The sequence below is a fragment of the Kribbella sp. NPDC043289 genome (genome assembly GCF_056436705.1).
This window is the reverse complement of the sequence record NZ_JBWKCB010000001.1, coordinates 2452965-2474780: the sequence shown is the minus strand read 5'-3', so window position 1 is coordinate 2474780 and position 21816 is coordinate 2452965. Positions and strand designations below refer to the sequence as shown.

At 66.6% G+C, this 21816-nt stretch carries 16 protein-coding genes; 12 read left to right on the top strand and 4 right to left on the bottom strand.

From position 1 onward, the window contains the following. Nucleotides 1-25: 25 nt before the first annotated feature. Nucleotides 26-1033, bottom strand: a complete 1008-nt coding sequence (locus tag AC0662_RS11715) for an SGNH/GDSL hydrolase family protein (RefSeq protein ID WP_478300131.1) — start codon at nucleotides 1031-1033, stop codon at nucleotides 26-28. A gap of 119 nt (nucleotides 1034-1152) precedes the next feature. Here AC0662_RS11715 and AC0662_RS11710 point away from each other — a divergent pair, with 119 nt between their 5' ends. The 4 genes from AC0662_RS11710 (at nucleotide 1153) to AC0662_RS11695 (ending at nucleotide 6312) form a co-directional block, all read left to right on the top strand. Beyond that, nucleotides 1153-2124 carry a bifunctional riboflavin kinase/FAD synthetase gene (locus tag AC0662_RS11710; protein WP_478300129.1) on the top strand — a complete coding sequence of 324 codons (972 nt, stop codon included), beginning with the start codon at nucleotides 1153-1155 and terminating at the stop codon, nucleotides 2122-2124. A gap of 115 nt (nucleotides 2125-2239) precedes the next feature. Beyond that, nucleotides 2240-2512, top strand: a complete 273-nt coding sequence (rpsO, locus tag AC0662_RS11705; RefSeq protein WP_171670133.1) for a 30S ribosomal protein S15 — start codon at nucleotides 2240-2242, stop codon at nucleotides 2510-2512. A 279-nt stretch (nucleotides 2513-2791) separates the two neighbouring features. Continuing rightward, a complete protein-coding gene (locus AC0662_RS11700) occupies nucleotides 2792-5002 on the top strand; it encodes a polyribonucleotide nucleotidyltransferase (protein ID WP_478300127.1) in 2211 nt (736 codons plus the stop codon). Further along, on the top strand, nucleotides 4999-6312 hold the full coding sequence (locus AC0662_RS11695) for a M16 family metallopeptidase (protein WP_478300125.1): 1314 nt from the start codon (nucleotides 4999-5001) through the stop codon (nucleotides 6310-6312). The genes AC0662_RS11700 and AC0662_RS11695 overlap by 4 nt, the downstream gene beginning before the upstream one ends. Here the strand turns inward: AC0662_RS11695 and AC0662_RS11690 are convergent, their stop codons facing one another. Further along, entirely contained in the window at nucleotides 6313-7464 is a 1152-nt protein-coding gene (locus AC0662_RS11690) for a cytochrome P450 (protein WP_478300123.1), read from the bottom strand. It abuts the gene before it with no gap. Further along, nucleotides 7461-8096, bottom strand: coding sequence for a hypothetical protein (locus AC0662_RS11685; protein WP_452194284.1), 636 nt, complete (start codon nucleotides 8094-8096; stop codon nucleotides 7461-7463). Before AC0662_RS11685 ends, AC0662_RS11690 begins: the two co-directional genes overlap by 4 nt. Nucleotides 8097-8181: 85 nt before the next feature. Between AC0662_RS11685 and AC0662_RS11680 the strand changes: the two genes are divergently transcribed. The 7 genes from AC0662_RS11680 to AC0662_RS11650 all read left to right on the top strand — a co-directional run bounded on the left by AC0662_RS11680 (nucleotide 8182) and on the right by AC0662_RS11650 (nucleotide 19966). Next, nucleotides 8182-8799 carry a TetR/AcrR family transcriptional regulator gene (locus AC0662_RS11680; RefSeq protein WP_452194282.1) on the top strand — a complete coding sequence of 206 codons (618 nt, stop codon included), beginning with the start codon at nucleotides 8182-8184 and terminating at the stop codon, nucleotides 8797-8799. A 151-nt stretch (nucleotides 8800-8950) separates the two neighbouring features. Beyond that, nucleotides 8951-10633: an ATP-binding cassette domain-containing protein gene (locus tag AC0662_RS11675; RefSeq protein ID WP_452194280.1), complete on the top strand. Its 1683-nt coding sequence runs from the start codon at nucleotides 8951-8953 to the stop codon at nucleotides 10631-10633. Nucleotides 10634-10698: 65 nt separating this feature from the next. After that, the gene (locus tag AC0662_RS11670; protein ID WP_478300121.1) at nucleotides 10699-12507 is read left to right on the top strand and encodes an ABC transporter ATP-binding protein; all 1809 of its coding nucleotides are present in this window, start codon (nucleotides 10699-10701) and stop codon (nucleotides 12505-12507) included. Next, nucleotides 12504-14267 (top strand): ABC transporter ATP-binding protein, encoded by a 1764-nt coding sequence (locus tag AC0662_RS11665; protein WP_452194277.1) that lies wholly within the window; start codon nucleotides 12504-12506, stop codon nucleotides 14265-14267. Before AC0662_RS11670 ends, AC0662_RS11665 begins: the two co-directional genes overlap by 4 nt. Nucleotides 14268-16679: 2412 nt before the next feature. After that, nucleotides 16680-17966 carry a cytochrome P450 gene (locus AC0662_RS11660; protein WP_452194275.1) on the top strand — a complete coding sequence of 429 codons (1287 nt, stop codon included), beginning with the start codon at nucleotides 16680-16682 and terminating at the stop codon, nucleotides 17964-17966. A 333-nt stretch (nucleotides 17967-18299) separates the two neighbouring features. Further along, nucleotides 18300-19133, top strand: coding sequence for a hypothetical protein (locus AC0662_RS11655; RefSeq protein WP_452194273.1), 834 nt, complete (start codon nucleotides 18300-18302; stop codon nucleotides 19131-19133). Continuing rightward, on the top strand, nucleotides 19130-19966 hold the full coding sequence (locus tag AC0662_RS11650) for a class I SAM-dependent methyltransferase (protein WP_452194271.1): 837 nt from the start codon (nucleotides 19130-19132) through the stop codon (nucleotides 19964-19966). Before AC0662_RS11655 ends, AC0662_RS11650 begins: the two co-directional genes overlap by 4 nt. Here AC0662_RS11650 and AC0662_RS11645 read toward each other — a convergent pair. Continuing rightward, nucleotides 19931-20707, bottom strand: coding sequence for a P-loop nucleotide/nucleoside kinase family protein (locus tag AC0662_RS11645; protein WP_452194269.1), 777 nt, complete (start codon nucleotides 20705-20707; stop codon nucleotides 19931-19933). The genes AC0662_RS11650 and AC0662_RS11645 overlap by 36 nt on opposite strands. Before the next feature lie 50 nt (nucleotides 20708-20757). On the opposite strand from AC0662_RS11645, the gene AC0662_RS11640 reads away from it, so the two are divergent. Further along, nucleotides 20758-21540, top strand: a complete 783-nt coding sequence (locus AC0662_RS11640; RefSeq protein WP_452194268.1) for a polysaccharide pyruvyl transferase family protein — start codon at nucleotides 20758-20760, stop codon at nucleotides 21538-21540. Nucleotides 21541-21816 lie beyond the last annotated feature (276 nt).

Sequence of the window (21816 nt, the reverse complement as noted above, 5' to 3'; positions counted from 1 at the left end):
AGTCCGCAGTACGGATTGGAAAGGGTCAGCGTTGCGCGCTGGTCCGTATGCGGTTCAGGGAGGCCACATAGGCCTGTTGGGGTGACGCGGCGGCCTGCTTTGCGAGCGCCCGCGCCTGGGAGGTCCAGGCGGCCTGCTCGGCCGCCGTGATGACGGCCGGCTGGCCGGTCAACGTCTTGTAGCTGAGGGCGGTCATCCCGGCTTCGCCCTCGTAGCGCGGGTGGAAGTTGAAGGCGCGGAGCAGGTCCACGTCCTTGCCCTGGATCCACGCCTGCCCGTCCGGTGCGCAGGCGTCGTGCCCGGTCGACGGCCCGAAGGTGTCGACGTACTTCGCTCCGCCGGCGGCCGCCGCGTTGGAGACGGCCGCGTTCAGCGCTTCCTCGATCGAGTACAAGTAGGTGTAGTCGCCGTCGGCAAACGGCAGGACCGAGGGGCAGGTGCCGTGCTCGGGCGCGATCTTCGGGTAGCCGAGCAGCAGGATCTCGGCCTTCGGCGACCGGGCCTTGATGCCCTGGACGACGACCGCGATCCGGGTCTGGGTCTGCGCGATCTTCGCGCGCAGTGTGTCCTCGCCGTTGACCGTGAAGTGCGCCTTGCACGGTGCGCCGGTCGGGTCCGAGGCGCGCAGCTTCGGGCAGGTGTCGATGATGCTGCCGAACACCCCGAAGTCGTTGCCGCCGATCCCGACCGTCACGAGGTCGGTGTCCGGCGTCAGCGCGTCGAACTGCGGAGCCGCCGTACCGAGCAGGGTGCTCTGCGGCTGCGTCATGTTCGTGGTGTCGGCGCCGCCGCAGCTCACGTCGGTGAGGTGCCGGACGTGCAACTTCGCCGCGAGCTGCTTCGGGTAGTTGTTGTACGACCGGAAGCAGCCGAGCGACAGGACGTCTGGCAGCGGGACGAACGGGGCGGCCGTGTAGGAGTCGCCGAGTGCCACGTACTTCGTGAATCGCGGGGTGGCCGCGGCGTTGGCGGCAGGCATGCCGACCAGCAGCGCGAGCGTCGCGCAGACGGCGACAAGACGGTGTAGCTTCACTGGACCTCCCCAGACTGACCAGATGCGCGGCCCAGACTAAGTTGAGTCACCTCGTGATTACAAGGGGTGATCATGGACCTGCTGCACGGATCACCGCTGGGACATGGAATCCTGCTGCCATGCGTGTCTGGCACGGAGTGGACCAGGTGAGCCCCGATTTCGGGCCGACGGTCGTCACCATCGGCAATTTCGACGGCGTCCACCGCGGTCACCAGCAGGTGCTCGCGCACGCCCGCGCGCGGGCGGCCGAGCTGGGCGGCCTCCCGGTCGTCGCACTGACCTTCGACCCGCACCCGATGCGGGTCCTGCGGCCGGATCACGCGCCGCTGATGCTCAGCGATCCCGAGCACCGTGCCGAGCTGCTCGGCGCGCACGGCGCGGACGCCGTACTGATCCTCCCGTTCACCAAAGAGGTGTCGGGCTGGTCGCCGGAGGAGTTCATCGAGCGCGTCCTGGTGAACGCGCTGCATGCGAAGGCGATCGTCGTCGGCGAGAACTTCCGCTTCGGCCACAAGGCGGCCGGGCACGTCGACACGCTCGTCGAGGCGGGCACGCAGTACGGCTTCCAGGTCGAGGGTCTGAGCCTGGCCGGTGACGAGCAGCCGTGGTCGTCGACGTACGTGCGGCAGCGGCTCGCCGACGGTGACGTCGAGGCCGCCGCGGAGGCGCTCGGCCGGCCGCTGCGGGTGACCGGCGTGGTCGTCGAGGGGGACAAGCGCGGCCGCGAGCTCGGGTACCCGACCGCCAACCTGCCGGCCGACCCGGGCGCCGCGGTCCCGCAGGACGGCGTGTACGCCGGGTGGCTGACCGTATTCACCCCGGCGCCGGGCGCTCCGGCGTACCCGGATCCGTTGCCGGCCGCGATCAGTGTCGGCAGCAACCCGACCTTCGACGGCGTGGACCGCCGGGTGGAGTCGTACGTGCTCGACCGCGACGACCTCGAGTTGTACGGCGCCACGGTGGCGGTCGACTTCGTCGCGCGGCTGCGGGGCACCCAGATCCGGTTCGACAGCATCGACGAGTTGCTGGTGCAGATGAAGGCCGACGTCGACGGCGCGCGCCGCATCCTCACCCCTCGTGCAGCTGATTAGGGTGACGCGTCCACGGACTGATACGCTGGCTGCTGCCGTCTGAACGGCCGCGGACAGAGAGTGCTCGGGTGAAGAAGCCCCGGTGCGCCGCGCAACGGAAATCGAGAGGACACCTGTGTCAGCTGTTGACGCTGCTACGAAGAAGAAGATCATGGGCGAGTACGCCCTGACCGAGGGCGACACCGGGTCCCCCGAGGTCCAGGTCGCGCTGCTGACCCACCGGATCAGCCACCTGACCGAGCACCTCAAGGAGCACAAGCACGACCACCACAGCCGTCGTGGCCTGCTGCTCCTCGTCGGTCAGCGCCGCCGGCTGCTGAACTACCTGGCGAAGAAGGACATCAACCGCTACCGGTCCCTGATCGAGCGGCTCGGCCTCCGCCGATGACGTCGCGAGGAGCGGCCCCCGAAACCTGGGTGGCCGCTCCTGGCGTATCCACGCACCAGTAGCGTGGGAATCCACAACTGAATACGTAGAGAGACGTACGAGGCGACGCGAAGCGCGTGGCGGGAGGACGACCGGTCCTCGGTAGTGGCTTTCGGGTGACAGGTAGCACTGCAGACACCCGCGGGCCTCGATCGAAGACCGGCACCCCGGAAGCTCGCGCCTCGCAGTCGTCACACTGCTAGAGAGGGGTATCCCGTGTCGGGATCCACAAGCGCGCCCATGGAGGGCGCCGAATTCGCTGAAGCCGTCATCGACAACGGCAGCTTCGGTACTCGCACCATCCGCTTCGAGACGGGCCGTCTGGCCCAGCAGGCCGCCGGCTCCGCCGCGGCGTACCTCGACGGCGACACGATGGTGCTCTCGGCCACCACGGCCAGCAAGAAGCCCAAGGACCAGTTCGACTTCTTCCCGCTGACGGTCGACGTCGAGGAGCGGATGTACGCCGCCGGGCGCATCCCGGGCTCGTTCTTCCGCCGCGAGGGCCGGCCCTCGGAAGAGGCCATCCTGACCTGCCGGCTGATCGACCGCCCGCTGCGGCCGTCGTTCGTGTCCGGCCTGCGCAACGAGATCCAGGTCGTCATCACCGTCCTGGCGCTGAACCCGGACAAGCTGTACGACGTGCTCGCGATCAACGCGGCCTCGATGTCGACCCAGCTCGCCGGCCTGCCGTTCTCCGGCCCGATCGGCGGCGTCCGCGTCGCGCTGATCGAGGGCCAGTGGGTGGCGTTCCCGACCCACACCGAGCTCGAGGACGCGGTCTTCGACATGGTGGTCGCGGGCCGGGTCACCGAGACCGGTGACGTCGCGATCATGATGGTCGAGGCGGAGTCCACGCCGACCACCTTCGACAAGGTCGCCGGTGGCGCGCAGGCGCCGACCGAGGAGATCGTGGCCGAGGGCCTCGAGGCCTCCAAGGCGTTCATCAAGACGCTGGTCGAGGCGCAGGCCGACCTGGCTCGCCGGGCCGCGAAGCCGACCGGTGAGTTCCCGGTCTTCCCGGACTACGCCGACGACGCGTTCGCCGCGGTCGAGGCCTCCGCGAGCGAGGAGCTCGCACAGGCGCTGACCATCGCCGGCAAGCACGAGCGCGAGGACGCCACCGATGCGGTCAAGGCCGCCACGGTGGAGAAGCTGGCCGCCGACTTCGAGGGCCGTGAGAAGGAGCTGTCCGCAGCCTTCCGCTCGCTGACCAAGAAGCTCGTCCGGCAGCGCGTGCTGACCGAGAAGGTCCGCATGGACGGCCGCGGCCTGGCCGACATCCGGCCGCTCAAGGCCCAGGTGCGGGTGCTCCCGCGGGTGCACGGTTCGGCGCTGTTCGAGCGCGGCGAGACCCAGATCATGGGTGTCACCACGCTGAACATGCTGCGGATGGAGCAGCAGCTGGACACGCTCTCCCCGGAGACGCGCAAGCGCTACATGCACAACTACAACTTCCCGCCCTACTCGACCGGTGAGACCGGCCGGGTGGGTTCGCCGAAGCGCCGCGAGATCGGTCACGGCGCGCTGGCCGAGCGGGCCCTGGTGCCGGTGCTGCCGTCGCGCGAGGACTTCCCGTACGCGCTGCGTCAGGTGTCCGAGGCGCTCGGGTCCAACGGTTCCACCTCGATGGGTTCGGTCTGCGCCTCGACGCTGTCGCTGCTGTCGGCCGGTGTGCCGCTGAAGGCGCCGGTGGCCGGTATCGCGATGGGCCTGATCTCCGGTGAGGTCGACGGCGAGACGCAGTACGTCGCGCTGACCGACATCCTGGGCGCGGAGGACGCGTTCGGCGACATGGACTTCAAGGTCGCCGGTACGAAGGACTTCGTCACCGCCCTGCAGCTGGACACCAAGCTGGACGGCATCCCGGCGAGCGTGCTCGCGGGTGCGCTGACCCAGGCCAAGGACGCGCGCCTGACGATCCTGGACGTGATGGCCAAGGCCATCGACGCGCCGGGTGAGATGAGCGAGTTCGCTCCGCGGGTCATCTCGGTGAAGGTCCCGGTCGACAAGATCGGCGAGGTCATCGGCCCGAAGGGCAAGATGATCAACCAGATCACCGAGGACACCGGCGCCGACATCTCGATCGAGGACGACGGCACGGTGTACATCGGCGCGACCGACGGTCCGTCGGCCGAGGCCGCCCGGGCCGCGATCAACGCGATCGCGAACCCGACCATGCCGGAGAAGGGCGAGCGCTACCTGGGCACGGTCGTGAAGACGACCAACTTCGGTGCGTTCATCAGCCTGCTGCCGGGCAAGGACGGTCTGCTGCACATCTCGAAGCTGCGTCCGCTCGCCGGTGGCAAGCGCGTCGAGGCCGTCGAGGACGTGCTGTCGGTCGGCCAGAAGCTGCAGGTCGAGATCGCCGAGATCGACGACCGCGGCAAGCTCTCGCTGATCCCGGTCATCGAGGGTGACGAGGCCAAGAAGGACGAGTCCGCCGCCGAGTGACTCGTGCGATCACCAGCACACTGCTGAGCCCGGAGGCGGGCGGTCCGGTCAAACGGACCGTCCTGCCCTCCGGGCTTCGTGTGCTGTCCCAATCCGTCCCAGGCTTCCGATCGGTCACGTTGGGCGTCTGGGTCGGCGTCGGCTCCCGGGACGAACCGGAGCAGCTGGCCGGCGCCACGCACTTCCTCGAACACCTGCTGTTCAAGGGCACCGAGCGCCGCGACGCGCTGGAGATCTCCGCCGCGATCGACGCGGTCGGCGGCGAGATGAACGCGTTCACTGGCAAGGAGTACACCTGCTACTACGCGCGGGTGCTGGACTCCGACCTCCCGCTCGCGGTCGACGTCATCTGCGACATGATCACCTCCGCCACGTTGACGAACACCGACGTGGAGAGTGAGCGCGACGTCATCGACGAAGAGATCGCGATGCACGCCGACGAGACGTCGGACCACATCCACGACCTGTTCGCCGAGCAACTCTGGGGCCGGTCACCGCTCGGCCGCTCGATCACCGGTACGCCGGAATCGGTCGCCGGACTGTCCCGCCAGCAGGTCGTCGGCTGGTACCGGCGCCGCTACAAGCCCTCGAGCATCGTCGTCTCGGTGGCCGGCAACGTCGACCACACCGAGATGGTCCGCCTGGTCCGCAAGGCGTTCGAGCGGCACTGGGTCACGACCGAGGCCGAGCCCGCGCTGGTCCGCAGCAGTGCGGCCAAGCGCGTTCCGACGTACGGCGGGGTGCGGGTCCACCACCGTGATGTCGAGCAGGCGCACCTGGTGCTCGGGATGCCCGGGCTGATCCGGAACGACGACCGGCGGTATGTGGCCGGCGTACTGCACGGGATCGTCGGTGGCGGGATGTCGTCGCGGCTCTTCCAGGAGGTGCGGGAGAAGCGCGGCCTGGCGTACTCGGTGTTCACCTTCGGCTCGGCGTACGCCGACTCCGGGATGGTCGGGGTGTACGCCGGCTGTCTGCCGAAGAAGGCGCCCGAGGTCCTGGACGTGATCCGCGGCGAACTCGAAGCGATTGCCAACGGCAACATCACGCCGGAGGAACTGCTCCGCGGCAAGGGCCAGATGCGTGGCTCGGTCGTGATGGGCCTGGAGGACACCGGCGCCAAGATGACCCGGATCGCCAAGGCCGAACTCGTCTACGGCGAACTCCCCACCGTCGACGAGATCCTGCACCGCATCGACTCGGTCACCCTCGACGACGTCACCCACCTCGCCACCGAGCTCTACGCCGGCACCCCCGCCCTCACCGTCATGGGCCCCTTCGAAGAAGACACCACCGCCTTCAACGGCTGATCACGCTGCACTCTGTCGGTCGGCAAGGCTGATCGGCAGGGTCTGGTAGCCGCGTAGGACGAGCCGGTCGCGGCGGGTGGGTTGGCCTGTTGGGGTGATGGTGGGGAAGCGGGCGAGCAACCGGGGGAACGCGATGGTGGCCTCGAGTCGGGCGAGGCTGTTGCCGAGGCAGATGTGGGCCCCGGCGCCGAAGCTCAATGGCTTGTTGTCCGCTCGCCCCGCGTCGAAGCGGTCGGGGTGCGGAAACCGCGCCGGGTCGCGGTTGGCGGCGCCGAGCAGCAGGACGAGATTGCTGCCCGCCGGGATCGTTGTGTCCGCGACCGTTCGGCCGGCACGCGCGACGCGGGTCGTGACCTGTACGGGCGAGTCGTAGCGCAGTACCTCCTCGACGAACGCTGCGGGATCGGTCAGTCGATCCGGTTGGTCGAGCAGGATCGCGAGCCCGTTGCCGAGTAGGTCGGTGGTGGTCTCGAAGCCGGCGACCAGGAGCAGGATCAGGTTGGCGAGCAACTCCTCGTCGGAGAGCCGCTCGTCGCCCGCGTCCCGAGCGGCGACCAGAGCACCCACCAAACCGTCGGCAGCGGGATCGCGAATGCGGTCGGCGAAGTACTCACCCAACTCGCGCGCGGCCGCGTCAGCGGAGGCATCCGCGGTGTCGGTGAGCTCGAGCGCCGCGGTGAGGTCGGACGCGAGCGGCCGGAAGCGATGGCGGTCGCACGCCGGGACACCGAGCAGTTCGCAGATGACCGTGACCGGGAGCTGGAACGCGAACCGGTCCATGAAATCGGCCTCGACTGGGAGACCGTCGAGCAGGTCGTCGACCGCCGCTTCGACGGCGGGCCTCAGCGCGGCTACTCGGCGAGGGGTGAACACCTGGGAGATCAATGACCGCATTCGTCGGTGGTCGGGAGGATTGGTCCGGAGGATCGATCGCTGCATCAGGTCCAGTGCGGGCCGGGTCGAAGGCTCTGACGGGATCTCGAAGGTCGGGCTGCGCAGTACGTCGTCGACGGCGTCGTACCCCACGACCAGATAGGCGTCGTCGGCGATCGGCAGCACGGGGCCGAGCCGGTGCGCTGCGGCGTACAGCGGGAACGGGTCGGCGCGGCCGACCGGGGACATCAGCTCCTGGAGGATCTCGAGTGCCGTCATGCCCGGCGGCCGATCAGGAAGTAGCCGACCGCGTACAGCGTCGCGCCGGCGACCTCGAAGAGCTGGATCAGGCCGAAGCGCGGGCCGGACGTGAAGATGAACAGACCGCCCAGGGTGTAGGCGACGGCGCCGACGCCGAGCAGTACGCCGGCCACTCGCAGCCCGTGGCGGCTCAGCGTCCGGGCGAGCCAGACATAGCCGAGGGGAAAGATCAGCAGCGCCGGGAACACGATCAGCGCGGCCGGTGTGTCGAGGTCGGCCGGCTCGTGCACCAGGCTCGGCGCGTACTCGGCTCGAACCGGGTTGTGTGATCCGTCGAAGATGATCAGCGCGAACCAGAACAGCGTTCCGGCCAGAGCGGCGTACCAGGAGCGCAGGTCGCCGCGTCGCGTCAGCTGGTTGCCGAGCGCAATCATGCTGGCGAGGCAGACGACCTGCAGGCCGAGCCCGAGGGCCTGGATGTCGTGGGTGAGCCCGTACCGCTCGCCGGCCGCCGCGATGCTCCAGCCGTCGCGGGCCGGATGCAGCAGTGTCCCGAGCCAGAACAACGGGCCGCCGGTGAACGCGGTCAGGCGGGCGGTGGTGCGTAGGGTCCGGCGCAGGTTGGTCGGCGCGGGCAGAGTTTCGGTCATCAGCGACCTCCGGGAGAATGTCACTAGAGTGAAGCACTAGCGAATCACTAGTGATGCGCTCTAGTCAACGGCTATGCTGGCGTCCATGGCGCGTCGAGCGGACAAGACCCAGGCGAATCGGCAGCGGATGCGGGCGGCGGCACAGGCGCTGTTCACCACCCGGGGGTACTCCGCGACGTCGATGCAGGCGATCGCCGACGAGGCCGGGATGGCCGTGCAGACGCTGTACTTCACCTTCGGCACCAAACGCGCCCTGCTCGGCGAACTCCTCGACGTGGCGGTCGCCGGCGACGACGAGCCGGTGCCGACCCTGGACCGGCCGCGGGTGCGGGCGGCGATCGCCGATCCCGACCCCGAGGCGCAGTTGCGCGCGCAGGCGCGATTGGCCCGGGAGATCTACGAGCGGGTCGCTCCGGTGCTCCAGGTCGTCGCGCACGCCGCGACTGCGGATGCCGAGATCCACGAGCTCTGGGAGACCAACAATGCCCAGCGAGCCGTCGTGATGGAGCAGCTGATCGCCGCGCTCGCGGCCAAGACGCCGTTGCGCGCCGAGCTGGACGCGGCGGAGGCGACAGATGTGGCCCTCGCTCTGCTCAGCCCCGAGGTGTATCAGTTCTTCACCGTACGGCGAGGCTGGGAACCGGCCCGCTGGGAGAAATGGACCGCGGCCGCCCTCGTGACGCAGCTCCTGCCTGATCGGTAGAGTGACGGCACAACATCACAACGTGATCTGCCACTGGATCCCTGGACGCACGGGCTGGGCCCGCTTGCTGGGATGACACGCATTTTGCGGCCTCAATCCGCGCCGGACTACCGGCGTGGATCCGGCTGCTCTTGCGTGAAAGAGGATCACCGTGCTGGATGCGTTCCGTACTGCCCGTGAATCGTTGGCCGATGCGCTCCGGGTCGCCCCCGGTTGGCTGACGACGTACTCCGTCCTCCAGCTGTTCCTGGCCGTCCTGCCCGGCGCACAGGTTGTACTGATCCGCGATCTGGTGGACGTAGGTGACGTCTGGCCACCGCTGCTCGGGCTGACCGTGGTGGTCGGGGCGATGTATCCCCTCACCCAGGTGTCGAACATCGTCGGCCAGCGGATGATGCTGCGTCTGCGGCTGTACCTTCGCGTCGAGCTCGCGCAGGCGGCGGCGCGGCTGAGCCCGAGCCGGCTGGCGGAACCTGACGTGGTCAGGGACCTCGAGGCCGGCCAGGCGGCGACGCATCCGATGAGCGACGTCGCCGGCAAACCGGTGCAGGTGCTGAGCGCGGCGGCGACGTCGGTCGTGCTGTGCCTGACGATCGCGTCGATCAACCTGCTCTCCGGGATTCTCGTGCTCGCCGCGCTGGTGCCGACCGTGCTGGCGTTCACGCTGATCTCCCGGATGGAGGCCAAGGGCTGGCCGCGGGTCGGTGCGCACGAGCGCGCGGCGGCGTACGCGACCGAGCAGTTGATCCAGCAGCGTCCCGGCACTGAGTTGGCGGTGCTCGGCTCCGCGTGGAAGGTCGCTGACCTGATCGCGGAGAGCCGGTCGCAGGCGACTCACGTCCTCGATCGGATGATCAGGACGGCGATGAACTACGAGCTGGCCGCGGCGCTGGTGACCGTCCTGCTCTTCGGCGGGGCACTGGTCGCGCTGGTGACCGGCGGCGCCAGCGGGGGAGCGGCTGCCGCGGCGGTGGCAGGCACGATCACCGGCCTCAACGCGATCCGCCAGTGCGGGTACGCGTTCGGGGGCATCGTCACCGCGGCTCCACAGGCGAGGATCTACCGGCGATTCGTCGGGAGCGTGCGGGCCGGGACGACGCAGGCCGTGGCGCCGATGGTCGAATCGGTTGCCTTGGACCACGTCAGCTTCAGCTACGACGGCAAACCCGCTCTCCGGGATGTCTGTCTCGAAGCGCGCCGCGGCGAACTGGTGGCGGTGGTCGGCGTCAACGGCGCCGGCAAGTCGACCGCGATCAACCTGCTGGTCGGCACGTTGAGCCCGGATCGCGGCCGGGTACTGATCGACGGCAAGGACGCGGCGACGATGACCGAGTCCGAACGACTCAGCAACTTCGGCCTGCTGGTGCAGGAGTTCGGGCGTTTCGAGTTCAGCCTCCGGCACGCCGTCGGTCTCGGCGCACCGCGTGCTGTCACGGATCAGGACATCCGCGGCGCGCTGGCCGGCACCTTCGCCGCGGAGCTGCCGCTCGACACGCAGCTCGGTCAGCAATGGGGTGGCACTGGGATCTCCGGTGGACAGTGGCAACGGCTGGCCCTCGCGCGGATCCGGCTGCGCGACGCCGGGGTCTGGATCCTCGACGAGCCGACCTCCGCGATCGACGCCGAGGCGGAGCGGGAGATCTTCGCCGAGTTACGCCGTACCAGCGCTGGTCGGGTGACGATCGTGGTGTCGCACCGGGCGTGGACGCTGCGGGAGATGGATCGGATCTACGTCATCGACTGCGGTTCGGTGGTGCAGCAAGGCACGTACGCCGACCTGATGGCCGAGCCCGGTGGCCGGTTCGCCCGGCTGTTCGCGGCACAGCAGGAGTGACCACTCCGCGGTGGTAAGTTGGCTGGCCCGCGTGGTGCCGGCAGACGAGATCGAAGGCGGTGGTCATGGCAGTCGGTACCGGACTTCGGCGATTCGCCTCTGTCGCCTGGCGAGCGGGCAACGGGCTCTCGATCCTGACCGTCACGACCATCGCGCTGTCCGCGGCCGCACCGATCGGGAGCGTGGTCGCGATCGGGCAGGTCGTCGCGGGCGTTGTCGCCGCCACCGAAGACGGGGCCGGCCTTCAGCGAGCGGTGAGCTGGGCCGTTGTTGCTGGCGGGTGCCTGCTGCTCCAGTGGCTCGCCGGTGCATTGCAACGAGCGTCCGCGACCGCGCTCGGCGAGCGGGTCGACGCGCTGTTGCAGCACGACCTGATGCGAGCTGTGTCCGCGCCGAGCGGCGTCCGCCACTTGGAGGACCCCGCGACGGCGGTGCTGGTGGAAGTCGGACGAGACACCCTGAGGGCGGACTGGGCGCGTCCGGGCCGGCTCGCGAGCACGATCGGCGGCCTGGCCACCGGGCGGGTCATCCTTCTGGCATCGGGGGTGATTCTGGCTGGGTTCCACTGGTGGCTGGGCGCGGGTCTGCTTGCTGCCGGCCTGTGGGCGGCGTACGAGGACAAGGTGGCGTCGCGCACCGAGGCTGGGCACCATTACGGCGCAACGGAGTCGGCGCGCCGGATGCAGTACTTCAACGATCTGGGGACCACGCCCACCGCGGCCAAGGAAATTCGCCTGTTCGGGCTGCCGGGCTACGTCGTCGACCGCCACGGCGAGACTTGGGCGGAGACGATGCAGCGGGTCCTGACGCGACCCGGTCGTCGTCCCGCGGTCGCGACCGCAGTTCTGGGCGTTGTCGTGCTGGGCGGGATCGTCCTGGTGGTCCGCGAGGCGATGGCGGGACATCTCCCGGCCGGCCAAACAGCGACGTACGTGCAGACGTTCATGGTCGCCCTGGCCGGTATCCAGCAGTCGTCGTGGACCGGCTTGCAGACCGAGCTCGCCCTGGCGACGCTGAAGCGGTACGACGACGCGATGGACGCGGTCGCACCGGCAGCCGATCCGGCGGACCGCGGATCTCGGCCGGCCGGCGGGATGCCGAAGCGAGAGATCGCCTTCCGCGACCTGTCCTTCGGCTACCCAGGAACAGATCGACGGGTACTGCGTGAGCTCGAGCTGGTGATTCCGGCCGGGCAGTCGGTCGCGGTCGTCGGGGTGAACGGCGCGGGAAAGACCAGCCTCGTCAAGCTGCTCTGCGGTTTGTACGAACCGACGCAGGGGTCCGTGATGATCGACGGCGTCGAACTACGGGAGCTCGACATCGACGACTGGCGGCGCAGACTGGCGGTCGTTTTCCAGCAACCGCTGCGGCTGCCGATGTCGGCGTTCAGCAATGTTCGGTTCGGCAGCGTCGACGCGCCGCCGTCCCTCGAGATCGCACAGACCGCCGTCGAGCGGGCCGGTGCGACCAGCGTCGTCGAGGCGTTGCCGAACGGCTGGGACACGGTGCTGTCGTCCGAGTTCGACGGCGGTGTGGAGCTGTCCGGAGGCGAGTGGCAACGGCTCGGCCTGGCGAGAGCCCTGTACGCCGTACAGCAGGGGGCGTCCGTGCTGGTGATGGACGAGCCGGCAGCGCACCTGGACGCCCGCTCCGAGGCGGAGCTGTACCGGCGGTTCCTGGACCTGACCGCGGGACTGACGACGATCCTGATCTCGCATCGCTTCTCCACGGTGCGGCAGGCGTCCTCGATCGTGGTGCTCGACGAGGGCAGGGTCGTCGAGCAGGGATCGCATGACGAGCTGCTCGAGCTCGACGGTACCTATGCGCACCTGTTCCGGCTGCAGGCCGCTCGCTTCGACGGAGGCCAGGCATGAAGTCGTGGGTCGCCACCGCCCGGCTGCTGATCGGGCTCGGCTGGGAGATCGGTCCGGGGCTGTTCCTGCTCTACACCGCGGTCACGATGTCGAGCTTCGTCAGCCCACTGCTCCTCGCCCTCGGGGTCCGGCCGCTGGTCGACGGCGTGGTCTCGGGGGAGTCACAGCAGATAGTTGCCGGTGGCATCGCAGTCGCCGTCGCGCTCTTCCTCGTACTGGTGGCCCCGATCGGTTATCGGTGGGCAACGATCCGGATGCGCGAGAGATCCAGCTTCGTCGCCGAGCGACGGGTACTGCGGCTCGCCGCGGGTGCCCCGCAGATCCACCATTTCGAGCGGCCCGAGTTCCTGGATCGCCTGCAGTCGTTGCGGCGCGAGGCACCCGAGCTCGGTGACAGCGTGACCCTGCCGTTCATCGGCCCCCTGGTTGTCGCACAGCTGGCGATCAGCACCGTCCTGCTGGCAAATCTGAAACTCGTGCTGGTCGTGCTGCCGTTGGTCGCCCTCCCCGCGCTGTGGTTGAGCCGCGGCGCGGAGAAGCTTCGCCAACGGTCCGAGCTGGAGGCGGCATCGCAGCGCCGGCTCGCCCAGCAGCTGTTCATGCTGTCGGTCGCCGCGTCGTCGGCGCAGGAGATCCACGTCGCCTCCTTGGGTGACGAACTGCTGCGTGAGCACCGCGAGGCCGTTGGCAAGGCCAACCGAATCGTTCATGCGGCCCGCTTCAGATCCGTCGCGATCGGGGCGGCCGGTTGGGCGCTGTTCCCGCTCGCGTACGTCGGGGCGATGGTGCTCCTTCTTCGGGAGGCAGTCGCGGGACGGGTCACTCCGGGCGACGTGGCCCTCGCACTGGCCCTGGCCAGCGCCGTCGTGAGCGGGGCGAACCGGATCCTCGATCTGGCCGGGTCCGTGCTGCGCGTGCGTACATCGGCCGAACACTACTTGTGGCTCGAACGCGAGGCTCGGCGGGAGCCGGGGACCGAGCCGGTTCCGGACCGTCTGGTCCACGGGATCGAGGTGAAGCAGGTGACCTTCGGGTACGGCGCGGACGATCGTCTCGCGCTGCCCGGTACCGACCTGTTCCTGCCCGCCGGACAGACGGTCGCCATCGTCGGAGAGAACGGGGCAGGCAAGTCGACCCTGGTCAAACTCCTCACCGGTATGTACCGCCCCGTCACAGGTGAGGTGCTCGTCGACGGCGTCGATCTCGCCTCGATGGACATCGAGGAGTACCGGCGGAAGGTGAGCGCCGGCTTTCAGGACTTCGTCCGCTACCAGCTGACCGTCGGCGAGGCCGTCGCGGTCGGCGGGCTGTCCGAGTCACCGGACCAGGTGACCGCCGCACTGAAGAAGGCGGACGCGAGCTTCGTCGAGTCCTTGCCGCGCGGCATCGAGACTCAACTGGGTACTTCGTGGGTCGACGGTGTGGAGCTGTCCGGCGGTCAATGGCAGAAGCTGGCGATCGCGAGGGCGCTCGTCAGACCGGCGCCGCTGCTGATGATCATGGACGAGCCGAGTGCTTCGCTGGACCCGCAGGCCGAGGCCGCCGTCTTCGATCGGCTCGCCGACGAGGCACGGGCCGGCCGCGCCGACGGGAGGATCACCTTGCTGATCTCCCATCGCTTCTCGACGGTGCGCGCCGCGGACCTGATCATCGTGCTGGAGAACGGCCGGGTGACCGAGCACGGCACGCATGACGAACTGATGAACCGCGACGGCACCTATGCGGAGGTCTACAGCCTCCAAGCCGCGGGCTATCGCTGACCGGATCCGGTCCACACAACAACCAGGGGCGTGAACACACAGCGCACTCGTGTAAGTGCGCATTCATCAGACTCGTCGTCCTCACTGTGCACTCGTCTCCCGCATCCCGTGTTCATGGCTCAATCACCAGGACCGGCAACACCCAGGCAGCTCCGATCAGCCGCTGGTTGGGCGCAGATAGCGAGCGAGAGCTGATCGACGGAGCGGATAGGGCGGGATGCCCGGGGACGATGGTCTTGCGCAATTCGGTCTGGTGGTGCCAGGGTCCGGTCAGTTCGAGTCCACCCTGGACGCCATCAGTACCGGCGCGCAGGAGACGGTCACAGGTCAGAGACGTCAGCGAGCCGTTGGCCGACGCACTTCGCCGATCAATTTCTGCTCGCTACACAGCTCCGCCAGCAGACGGAGGCATCGGGATCTGCGGCGGCAACTGCTGGGTTTCGCCCGACGACTGTGCGTGTCATCGTCGGGCAACTACCGGCACCCCGCCCAGGTCGCGCAGCGCCCTGCCGGCGTTGCGCAGCGGGGCCGGCTCAAGCCACGAGCGATGACCAGGTCACAAGAGACCGCGTCGTCGAGGTGCGTCAAGAGCGGGGCAGATTGATCACTGCCGCGAAACGACTCCACTCCCAGCCCGCGTCGCACGTGTGGTTGGCCAGCCGACCGACGGCTTGGGTCATTCTCGCGCCTTCAAAAGCCGACGCAAGGTAGGGGCACCCGCTTGAGTGGCTCGGCGCTCGAAGCGCCACGGGTTCTTCGTTCGTCGCCATCACGCCACCTCACCCTCGTTGATCGATCGAGTCAGCCAGGCCGGCGATGATCCCGAAGCCGCGGTCAGTGTCGAGCTGTCCACACCCAGTTGCCGTGCGACCTGACGCTGTGGAACGCCACGCGTGACCTGCCGATTCCGAACCCAACCGCCAGCGAGATCACCCAACCAATCTGTCTGGGTGGCCTCGTTTCGACCGTCGCGATCGCCCGTTTCGCGCCTGTCGACAGATGTACCTCCCGCCATCGACGTCGAAGCAGGACGCGAGATCTTTAGGGAACTCCACCGCACTCAACGACACCCGCATCACGAATTCGACATTCGTTTCGGTGACGATTGCTGGACTTGTTGGGTAGTCGAGTTCAGGTGTTCGACCGTCGCAGACGTGTCCGCTTTCCACTGCCGTTGTCCCATCGGAACAGTGGGTGGCGGTGGTTCGTAGACGGCTGAGCGGAGGCCGTCGCAGATGTCTCGCCAGCGCGGGGTTCGGCTAGAAGCGATGTCCAGGGAGGTTCGTCAGTCGAAGTGCCTGGGTGGCCGGCTCCGATGGCGGAGTGGAATCGGTGATGATTCCGGAAGCGGAGTCGGGCGGGCGATGTCGGGCGCGAAATGATCGCGGTAGTGCGCGATGGCGTGGAAGAGGCTGCGTGGTGATCCGCGACCTGATCCACACCGGCATCGACGATGGCCGCTCGCCACGACGCGACAGACACGTCAGGGACACGCCGACAGCGATTGACGGCCTCTTACTTAGGCACGTAGATTCATTTCATATCAGATCTGATATATCGCATCGGGCGTGCACTTCAAATAGTCTGGGGATGGTGAAGAGATGGCAAAGCGCATGGTTCAACTCTTTCGGCGATCGATTCGGATCGGCGGACGCTACACCTGGATCGGAAGTCATTCCTAATCCTTCAGGTGGGGTCATTGTGGCAGGCGTTAGCCTGCCGGCTTGACGTTGGCGGTATGTCAGCCAGGTTTGTCGTCGTGTCCGACGGCCGGAGTTACTGCAGTTGCTGTCCCTAAGGGGTGAGTTGTTGGCACGAGTCGCGAAGTTGATCGAGTGGGAACGTGGCCCCGGCGGAGCTGGAACGCAAGCCGTGACAGAACTCGGGCAACTCGTCGTTACCGCCGAGTTCGGACCGGTTCGGCAAGTAGTCGCATTCGTTGCGAGAGGCAACTGCGTTGCCGAGTAGGCGGTCGATGCGACGTTGCAGATGGCTAGTTTCGCAATGGGTCCCAACCGGGCGCGATCTCCTGGGTTTCGTTGCTCAACAGGTGATCCGCAATCTGATCCACACCGGCATCGACGATGCCGGTCGCTCGCCACGACGCGACAGGCATGACACGGACACGCCGACAGCGATTGACGAACCATTACGCAGGCACGTAGATTTATTTCATATCAGGTCTGATATATCGCATCGGGCCTGCACTTCAAATATTCTGGGGATGGTGAAGAGATGGCAAAGCGCATGGTTCAACTCTTTCGGCGATCGATTCGGATCGGTGGACGGTACACCTGGATCAGTCAGGGTCACTAACTGGTGAATCGCAATCGCGGATGAGCGGCAGGGTGGGCGCGTGCTGCGTTGCTCACCCTGCCGTTTCACTCGAGTGCGAGACGGCGAGAAACGGGTGTGAAATTGTCCCTCCGCTCCGAACTCCAGCAAACCATCAGTATGCTGCATGCCGTACGCGAATACGACAGAGATCGCCTCGGCTACATCGAACGGCAAAGAATTCAGGCTGGCAAAAACTTCTTCGTCGGTGACGGCAATCTGATCGTCACGGATGGTAAGCTCGCGAAGAAATTGCTAGCCGAGACTAACCGGGCGAATCACATCGACGACGGAATGTACCTGCGGACTAAGCCGATCGATACAGCGAAGGCGGCTACCGAAGAATGGGCCCCCGCTCGCTCCGCCGCCCATAAGCAGATGCGCCGGAAGCAGGTCGACGACCACGCTTCGATGATCCGTGACTCGTTCAGTGGATATCTGGACCGGATGCATGGCCGTCCGGTGGACGTCGTCAGTTGCCTCAAACTGGCGTCCGGTCACGCTATGAGCGAGCTGATCCTCGGCCAAGAGGATGCTCGCGGCATTCCAGAGCTGATCGAGTCTGCAGTCGAGGCGAACTTGCCCATTATGAACAGCTCACGACTGGTTCCGAGATGGTTTCCGACCCCAAAGATGCGCGCGCATCTTCGCAACACTGGTCGACTGAGATCGGTACTTGCGGCGACCATCGACAGGCGATCGCTCGCCGCAGCGGATTCACGTGGCGAAGATTCCTCCCTGCTCGGCGTCCTTTGTCGTGACGGACGGCTGACGCCCGAGCAGCTCCGATCTGCGGTGCAGGTCTCACTGCTGGCATCTTTTGGCGTTCCGGGAGCCGCCACGGCATGGTCCTTACTGGCGATCAAGTCCTCTGCGCAACTCGAGGCCCTGGCCCGCGACGAAGCCGAATCGGTCCAAGTGGTCGACGACCTCGCGCAGCGTGCGCCAGTCATAGCCGCAATAGTCAACGAGGCATTGCGCATGTACCCGCCAGCCTGGATGATTAGTCGGCTGATTACTGAGCCATGCGCCGTCGACAGCCTGACGATCCCTCGGGGAACTACGGCGAACATTGTAATCTACAGCATTCATCGTGACGAAGAAGAGTGGGATCGACCGCACTCGTTCGAGCCTGGTCGATGGCTGGAGCCCGATCGATGGCGCAAGGGAACCTATATACCCTTCGGCAGCGGTCCGAGAGTTTGTATCGGTTCTCATCTCGGAATTATCGAAATAATGACTATGCTCTGGACATTCCTGCGAGGGTACGATCTCGAGGTGGCGCAGATGCATCCCGAGCCGACGGTTCGTGCCTTGCTTACACCAAGGACGTTCACCGGCAGAATCCTCAAGATCAATGAGTAGCCAGCCCGAGTCCCGATCGGCTGTCAGAGGACCCTCAGTTGACTTTGTTGGGTCGCGAGCCGCCGTCTGATTGAGGCATCAGTTCTGAGTACGTCCACTGAACGGCCGAGCTGACGTTGATGTCGTAGATTTAGCCGATTTCGCAGAGAATCCAGGCGTAGTGCGACACGGCGAAATCTGATCGGGAAATCTGGGCTCAGACGACGGTGCCGCACAGAGAATCAAATCGCCGATGAGAAGCCTGCGCTGGTCATCGGCTGTTTCATTGACAGTCGGCGCGCGTACTGCCTGTGGTATCTGGCCGAATCGACTCGAGTGCCCGGAGGGTCTTGTATGCATGTCGCGGTCGTGGTCATCAACCTTGGGACGACCAATCTGATGGACCTTATGCTGAGATCGTTCTATGCGCACCACCGGAGTTCTCGGCACAAAATCTCGCTGCTGCTCTACGACAACGACACTGCTGATATCGGCCAGCTCGGCTGGACGGCCGCGATGGGAGTGGAGATCAGGCAGACCGGATATACCGCGGCCGACAATTCCGGACAGATCTACAACCATGGCGAGGTGCTCCGCGATGTCGTCCTGGCCGAGCCCGAATATGACGCATATCTATTCCTGGATACCGACACGTGTTTCGTGCGCGACAACACCGTCGACGCCCTGGTGGACGATCTCGAGGCGGATGACCGGCTCTTCGCGGTTCAGGCCACCTGGCTCGACCAGGCGGGGGAACTATTCGAGGAGCTGCCTGGCGGCATCGATCCGGCGACCGGCACGGTGCCGTACACCTGGATCCGGGAGGCTTGGAGCCGCAGTGCCGATGGTCCTTGGTCTACCCCTGGCTCCTATCGCGTCGAGTTCGGCGAGCGGGTGCATTCGTTCTGCGTTCTCGTTCGAAATGACAATGTATTCAGGTCCATCGTGTCGGCAGTGGGGTTGTCGGCCGCCCGGACCTACGAGATTCGCGGCGGCCGCTGGTGGGACACCCTCGGTCTGCTGACGCAGGTTATGAAGACCCACGGTCGGACCTGGCGGGTATGTGAGACCGGAGTCATTCATTTCGGTGGCGGCAGCTACAAGGACTGGGCACGAGCAGAGCTCGACCGGACCTGTGCTCGAATGCTGGAGCAGTACGAGGTTCCTCGCCCCGAGGCGTGGAAATGAGCGCTGTTGAGCGGCAACGACCGATGGCAATGTCGTTCGGTGCCGAAGCGGAGCGGTACGACCGGACCCGGCCGGCCTATCCAGCAGACATGATCCGGCGAGTTCTCTCCGCGAGTTCGGGGCGGGACGTTCTGGACGTTGGATGCGGGACGGGGACGGTTGCTCGCCAGTTCCGGGACGCAGGCTGCCGGGTGCTGGGGCTGGAGCCGGACGTGAGGATGGCGGCTCTGGTGCGCCGTAGTGGTATCGAGGTGGTCATCTCGGCATTCGAGAGCTGGGACGCGGCCGGCAGGCAGTTCGACGTCGTCAGCTCCGGGATGGCCTGGCATTGGATCGACCCCTTGGCCGGTGCCTGGAAAGCCGCCCAGCTGTTACGTCCAGGGGGAGTGCTTGCGGTGTTCTGGCACTTGTCCGAGCTTCCGCGGACTGTGCGGACCGCCTTCTTGACCGCCTACCAGCAGGTAGTTGCCGAGCTGCAGTTGGACGTCACCGTTCCGGAGCGCGATCAACGGTCCGCTGTCGAGCGGTACCAGGAAGTCCTGTCCGATGCGGCCAACGGTGCTCGGAAGACCGGATGCTTCGCGGAGGTCGACCAGCACCATTTCGGCTGGGAGGCCGCTTACACGAAGGCTGCGTGGCTTGATCAGCTACCAAGTCACGGCGCGTTGACATTACTGCCGGCGGTCGAGCGAGCACACGTAATCGGCGAGGTCGGGGCTGCCATCGATGAATTGGGCGGCAGCATGACCGTGCAGTACCTGACCGTCGCGGTGATCGCGACCCGGAGAGCGGGCGCTTCAGGTACCGCTGGAGTGCTCAGGTGCGGTAATTGACGGAGGTGCTTGGGTGACCGCAGCCGGAATATCCCCGACTGCAACCTCGACAAACTCCTGGCAGCCGTTCTGCGCGCACTCGCAGTCGAACACGTGAACGGCCAGATGCCCGGTCGTCTTGGCCCGTCCCGATCGCGGCCTTTGAATCGCCTGGGTGGCGATCCGGAGATTGCTGAGCCGAGTCAGCGCTTGCCGCTCATCGATACTGCGTGCGGCGGGGAGGTCTGTCAGGAATGTTCTGAAGTGCTGCTCAACGGCTCGGATCGTCTGGTCGACGGTCTGGCCGTCGACCACAAGGACAGTGGCGCGTGTTGGCGCCAGTTGGCTCCGCACCAGGTCCCAGCCCATGATGTAGCCTTCGTGCACGCCAGTCGGATGCCTGCGTTCGAGTCGTGCGCTCTGCTCTGCCTTGCTCGGCATCAGCCAGACCGCGTTCCCGGCAACTCCGGCCATTGCGGGAGTGACTCCCGCACCTTCGACAAGGACCGCCGTATTCAGCGCCAGGGACCGAATGTCCTCGATGATCATCGGTCGCCGGTCGAAGTTCCCCGGACCAGTGCCCATAACATGCAGACCAGCCGCGGCCGCGCGTTGCTCGTGATCGAAGGCATAGGCATCAAGGCTATACCAGAAGAGGCCGTGCTTTCGTGCCAGCAGTCGGCTCACGGTGGTCTTTCCCGCGGCCGCCGGCCCGCCGACCCAGAGTATGTTCACCAGTTCGCCGTTCGGTTCGCTACTCATATGACTGGAGTGTAACTTTGCCGACCTCACATCCCCGAGCGCCGCTGCGTATGTACTGGTGGCGGCCGCGATCACACGACTGGGGCAATTTCGGCGACGAACTCGGGCCGTACCTGCTCGACGCGCTGTTCGGTCGGCGGGCGGTCTGGGCCGAGCCTGACGCCTGCGAGATCGCGGGGACCGGCTCCGTCATCGAGATGCTGATGGCGTTCAAAGGCAAGAATCGTCCGGTGCTATGGGGCTGCGGCATGATCTGGGAGACGAGCGGGCTGATTGCGGCCGAGGAGTTCGGAGTCGCGGCGCTGCGTGGCAAGCTGACCAGGTCGAGAGTCACGGACCTGGAAGCAGACGTCGCCCTAGGGGACCCAGGTCTGCTGGCCCACGTCCTGCTCAAGGGGTCCCCGCGCAAGGAGTATCTGCTCGGGGTTGTCCCACACTTTCTGGACGCCGAGCGGCCGGCCGTTGCTGAGTTGCGCAATTGGCCGGGCGTGACTGTCATCGATGCGACCGGGCCACCGCCCACGGTCGTGCAGCACGTCGCGCGGTGTCAGTTCGTCCTGTCCTCAAGCCTTCACGGCCTAGTAGTCGCGGACAGTGTAGGGACCCCCAACGCGTACGTCGCTTTCAGTGACGACGAGCGGATCGGCGGGCCGAACAAGTTCCGCGACTACTATTCGGCCTTCGACGACCCCGACCGGCGGATTGCCTTGTCTCTGCCCGATGTGCTCTCGGGTGACACGCGATCGGTCGTCGCCGAGGTGGATCGCCGGTACCGCCGTGCCGCCGATCTGCCGACGATCACGGAACGCTTGATCAAGGCCTTCCCGCACTGATCGACGTTCCCGATTGCGCGTTTGTGCGCACAGAGCGCAATCGATACCGCTGCCATGACGTCTGATGACTTCGCTGCTGATCTCGACTCCTCAGGCGATGCCGGTGGCCGAGCCGGGCAGGTCATCTGAGGTCTTGGATGATAACTCCTACGTGTCGAGGGGTGGATTTGTGTCTGACAACGTTGACATGCGCAGTTTCGACCAGCCACCATGACGCTTGTTCCGTCCGCTTAGCGGCCCTCCCGCCGAGGAAGTTGGTTTGACCGTGCGACGTCT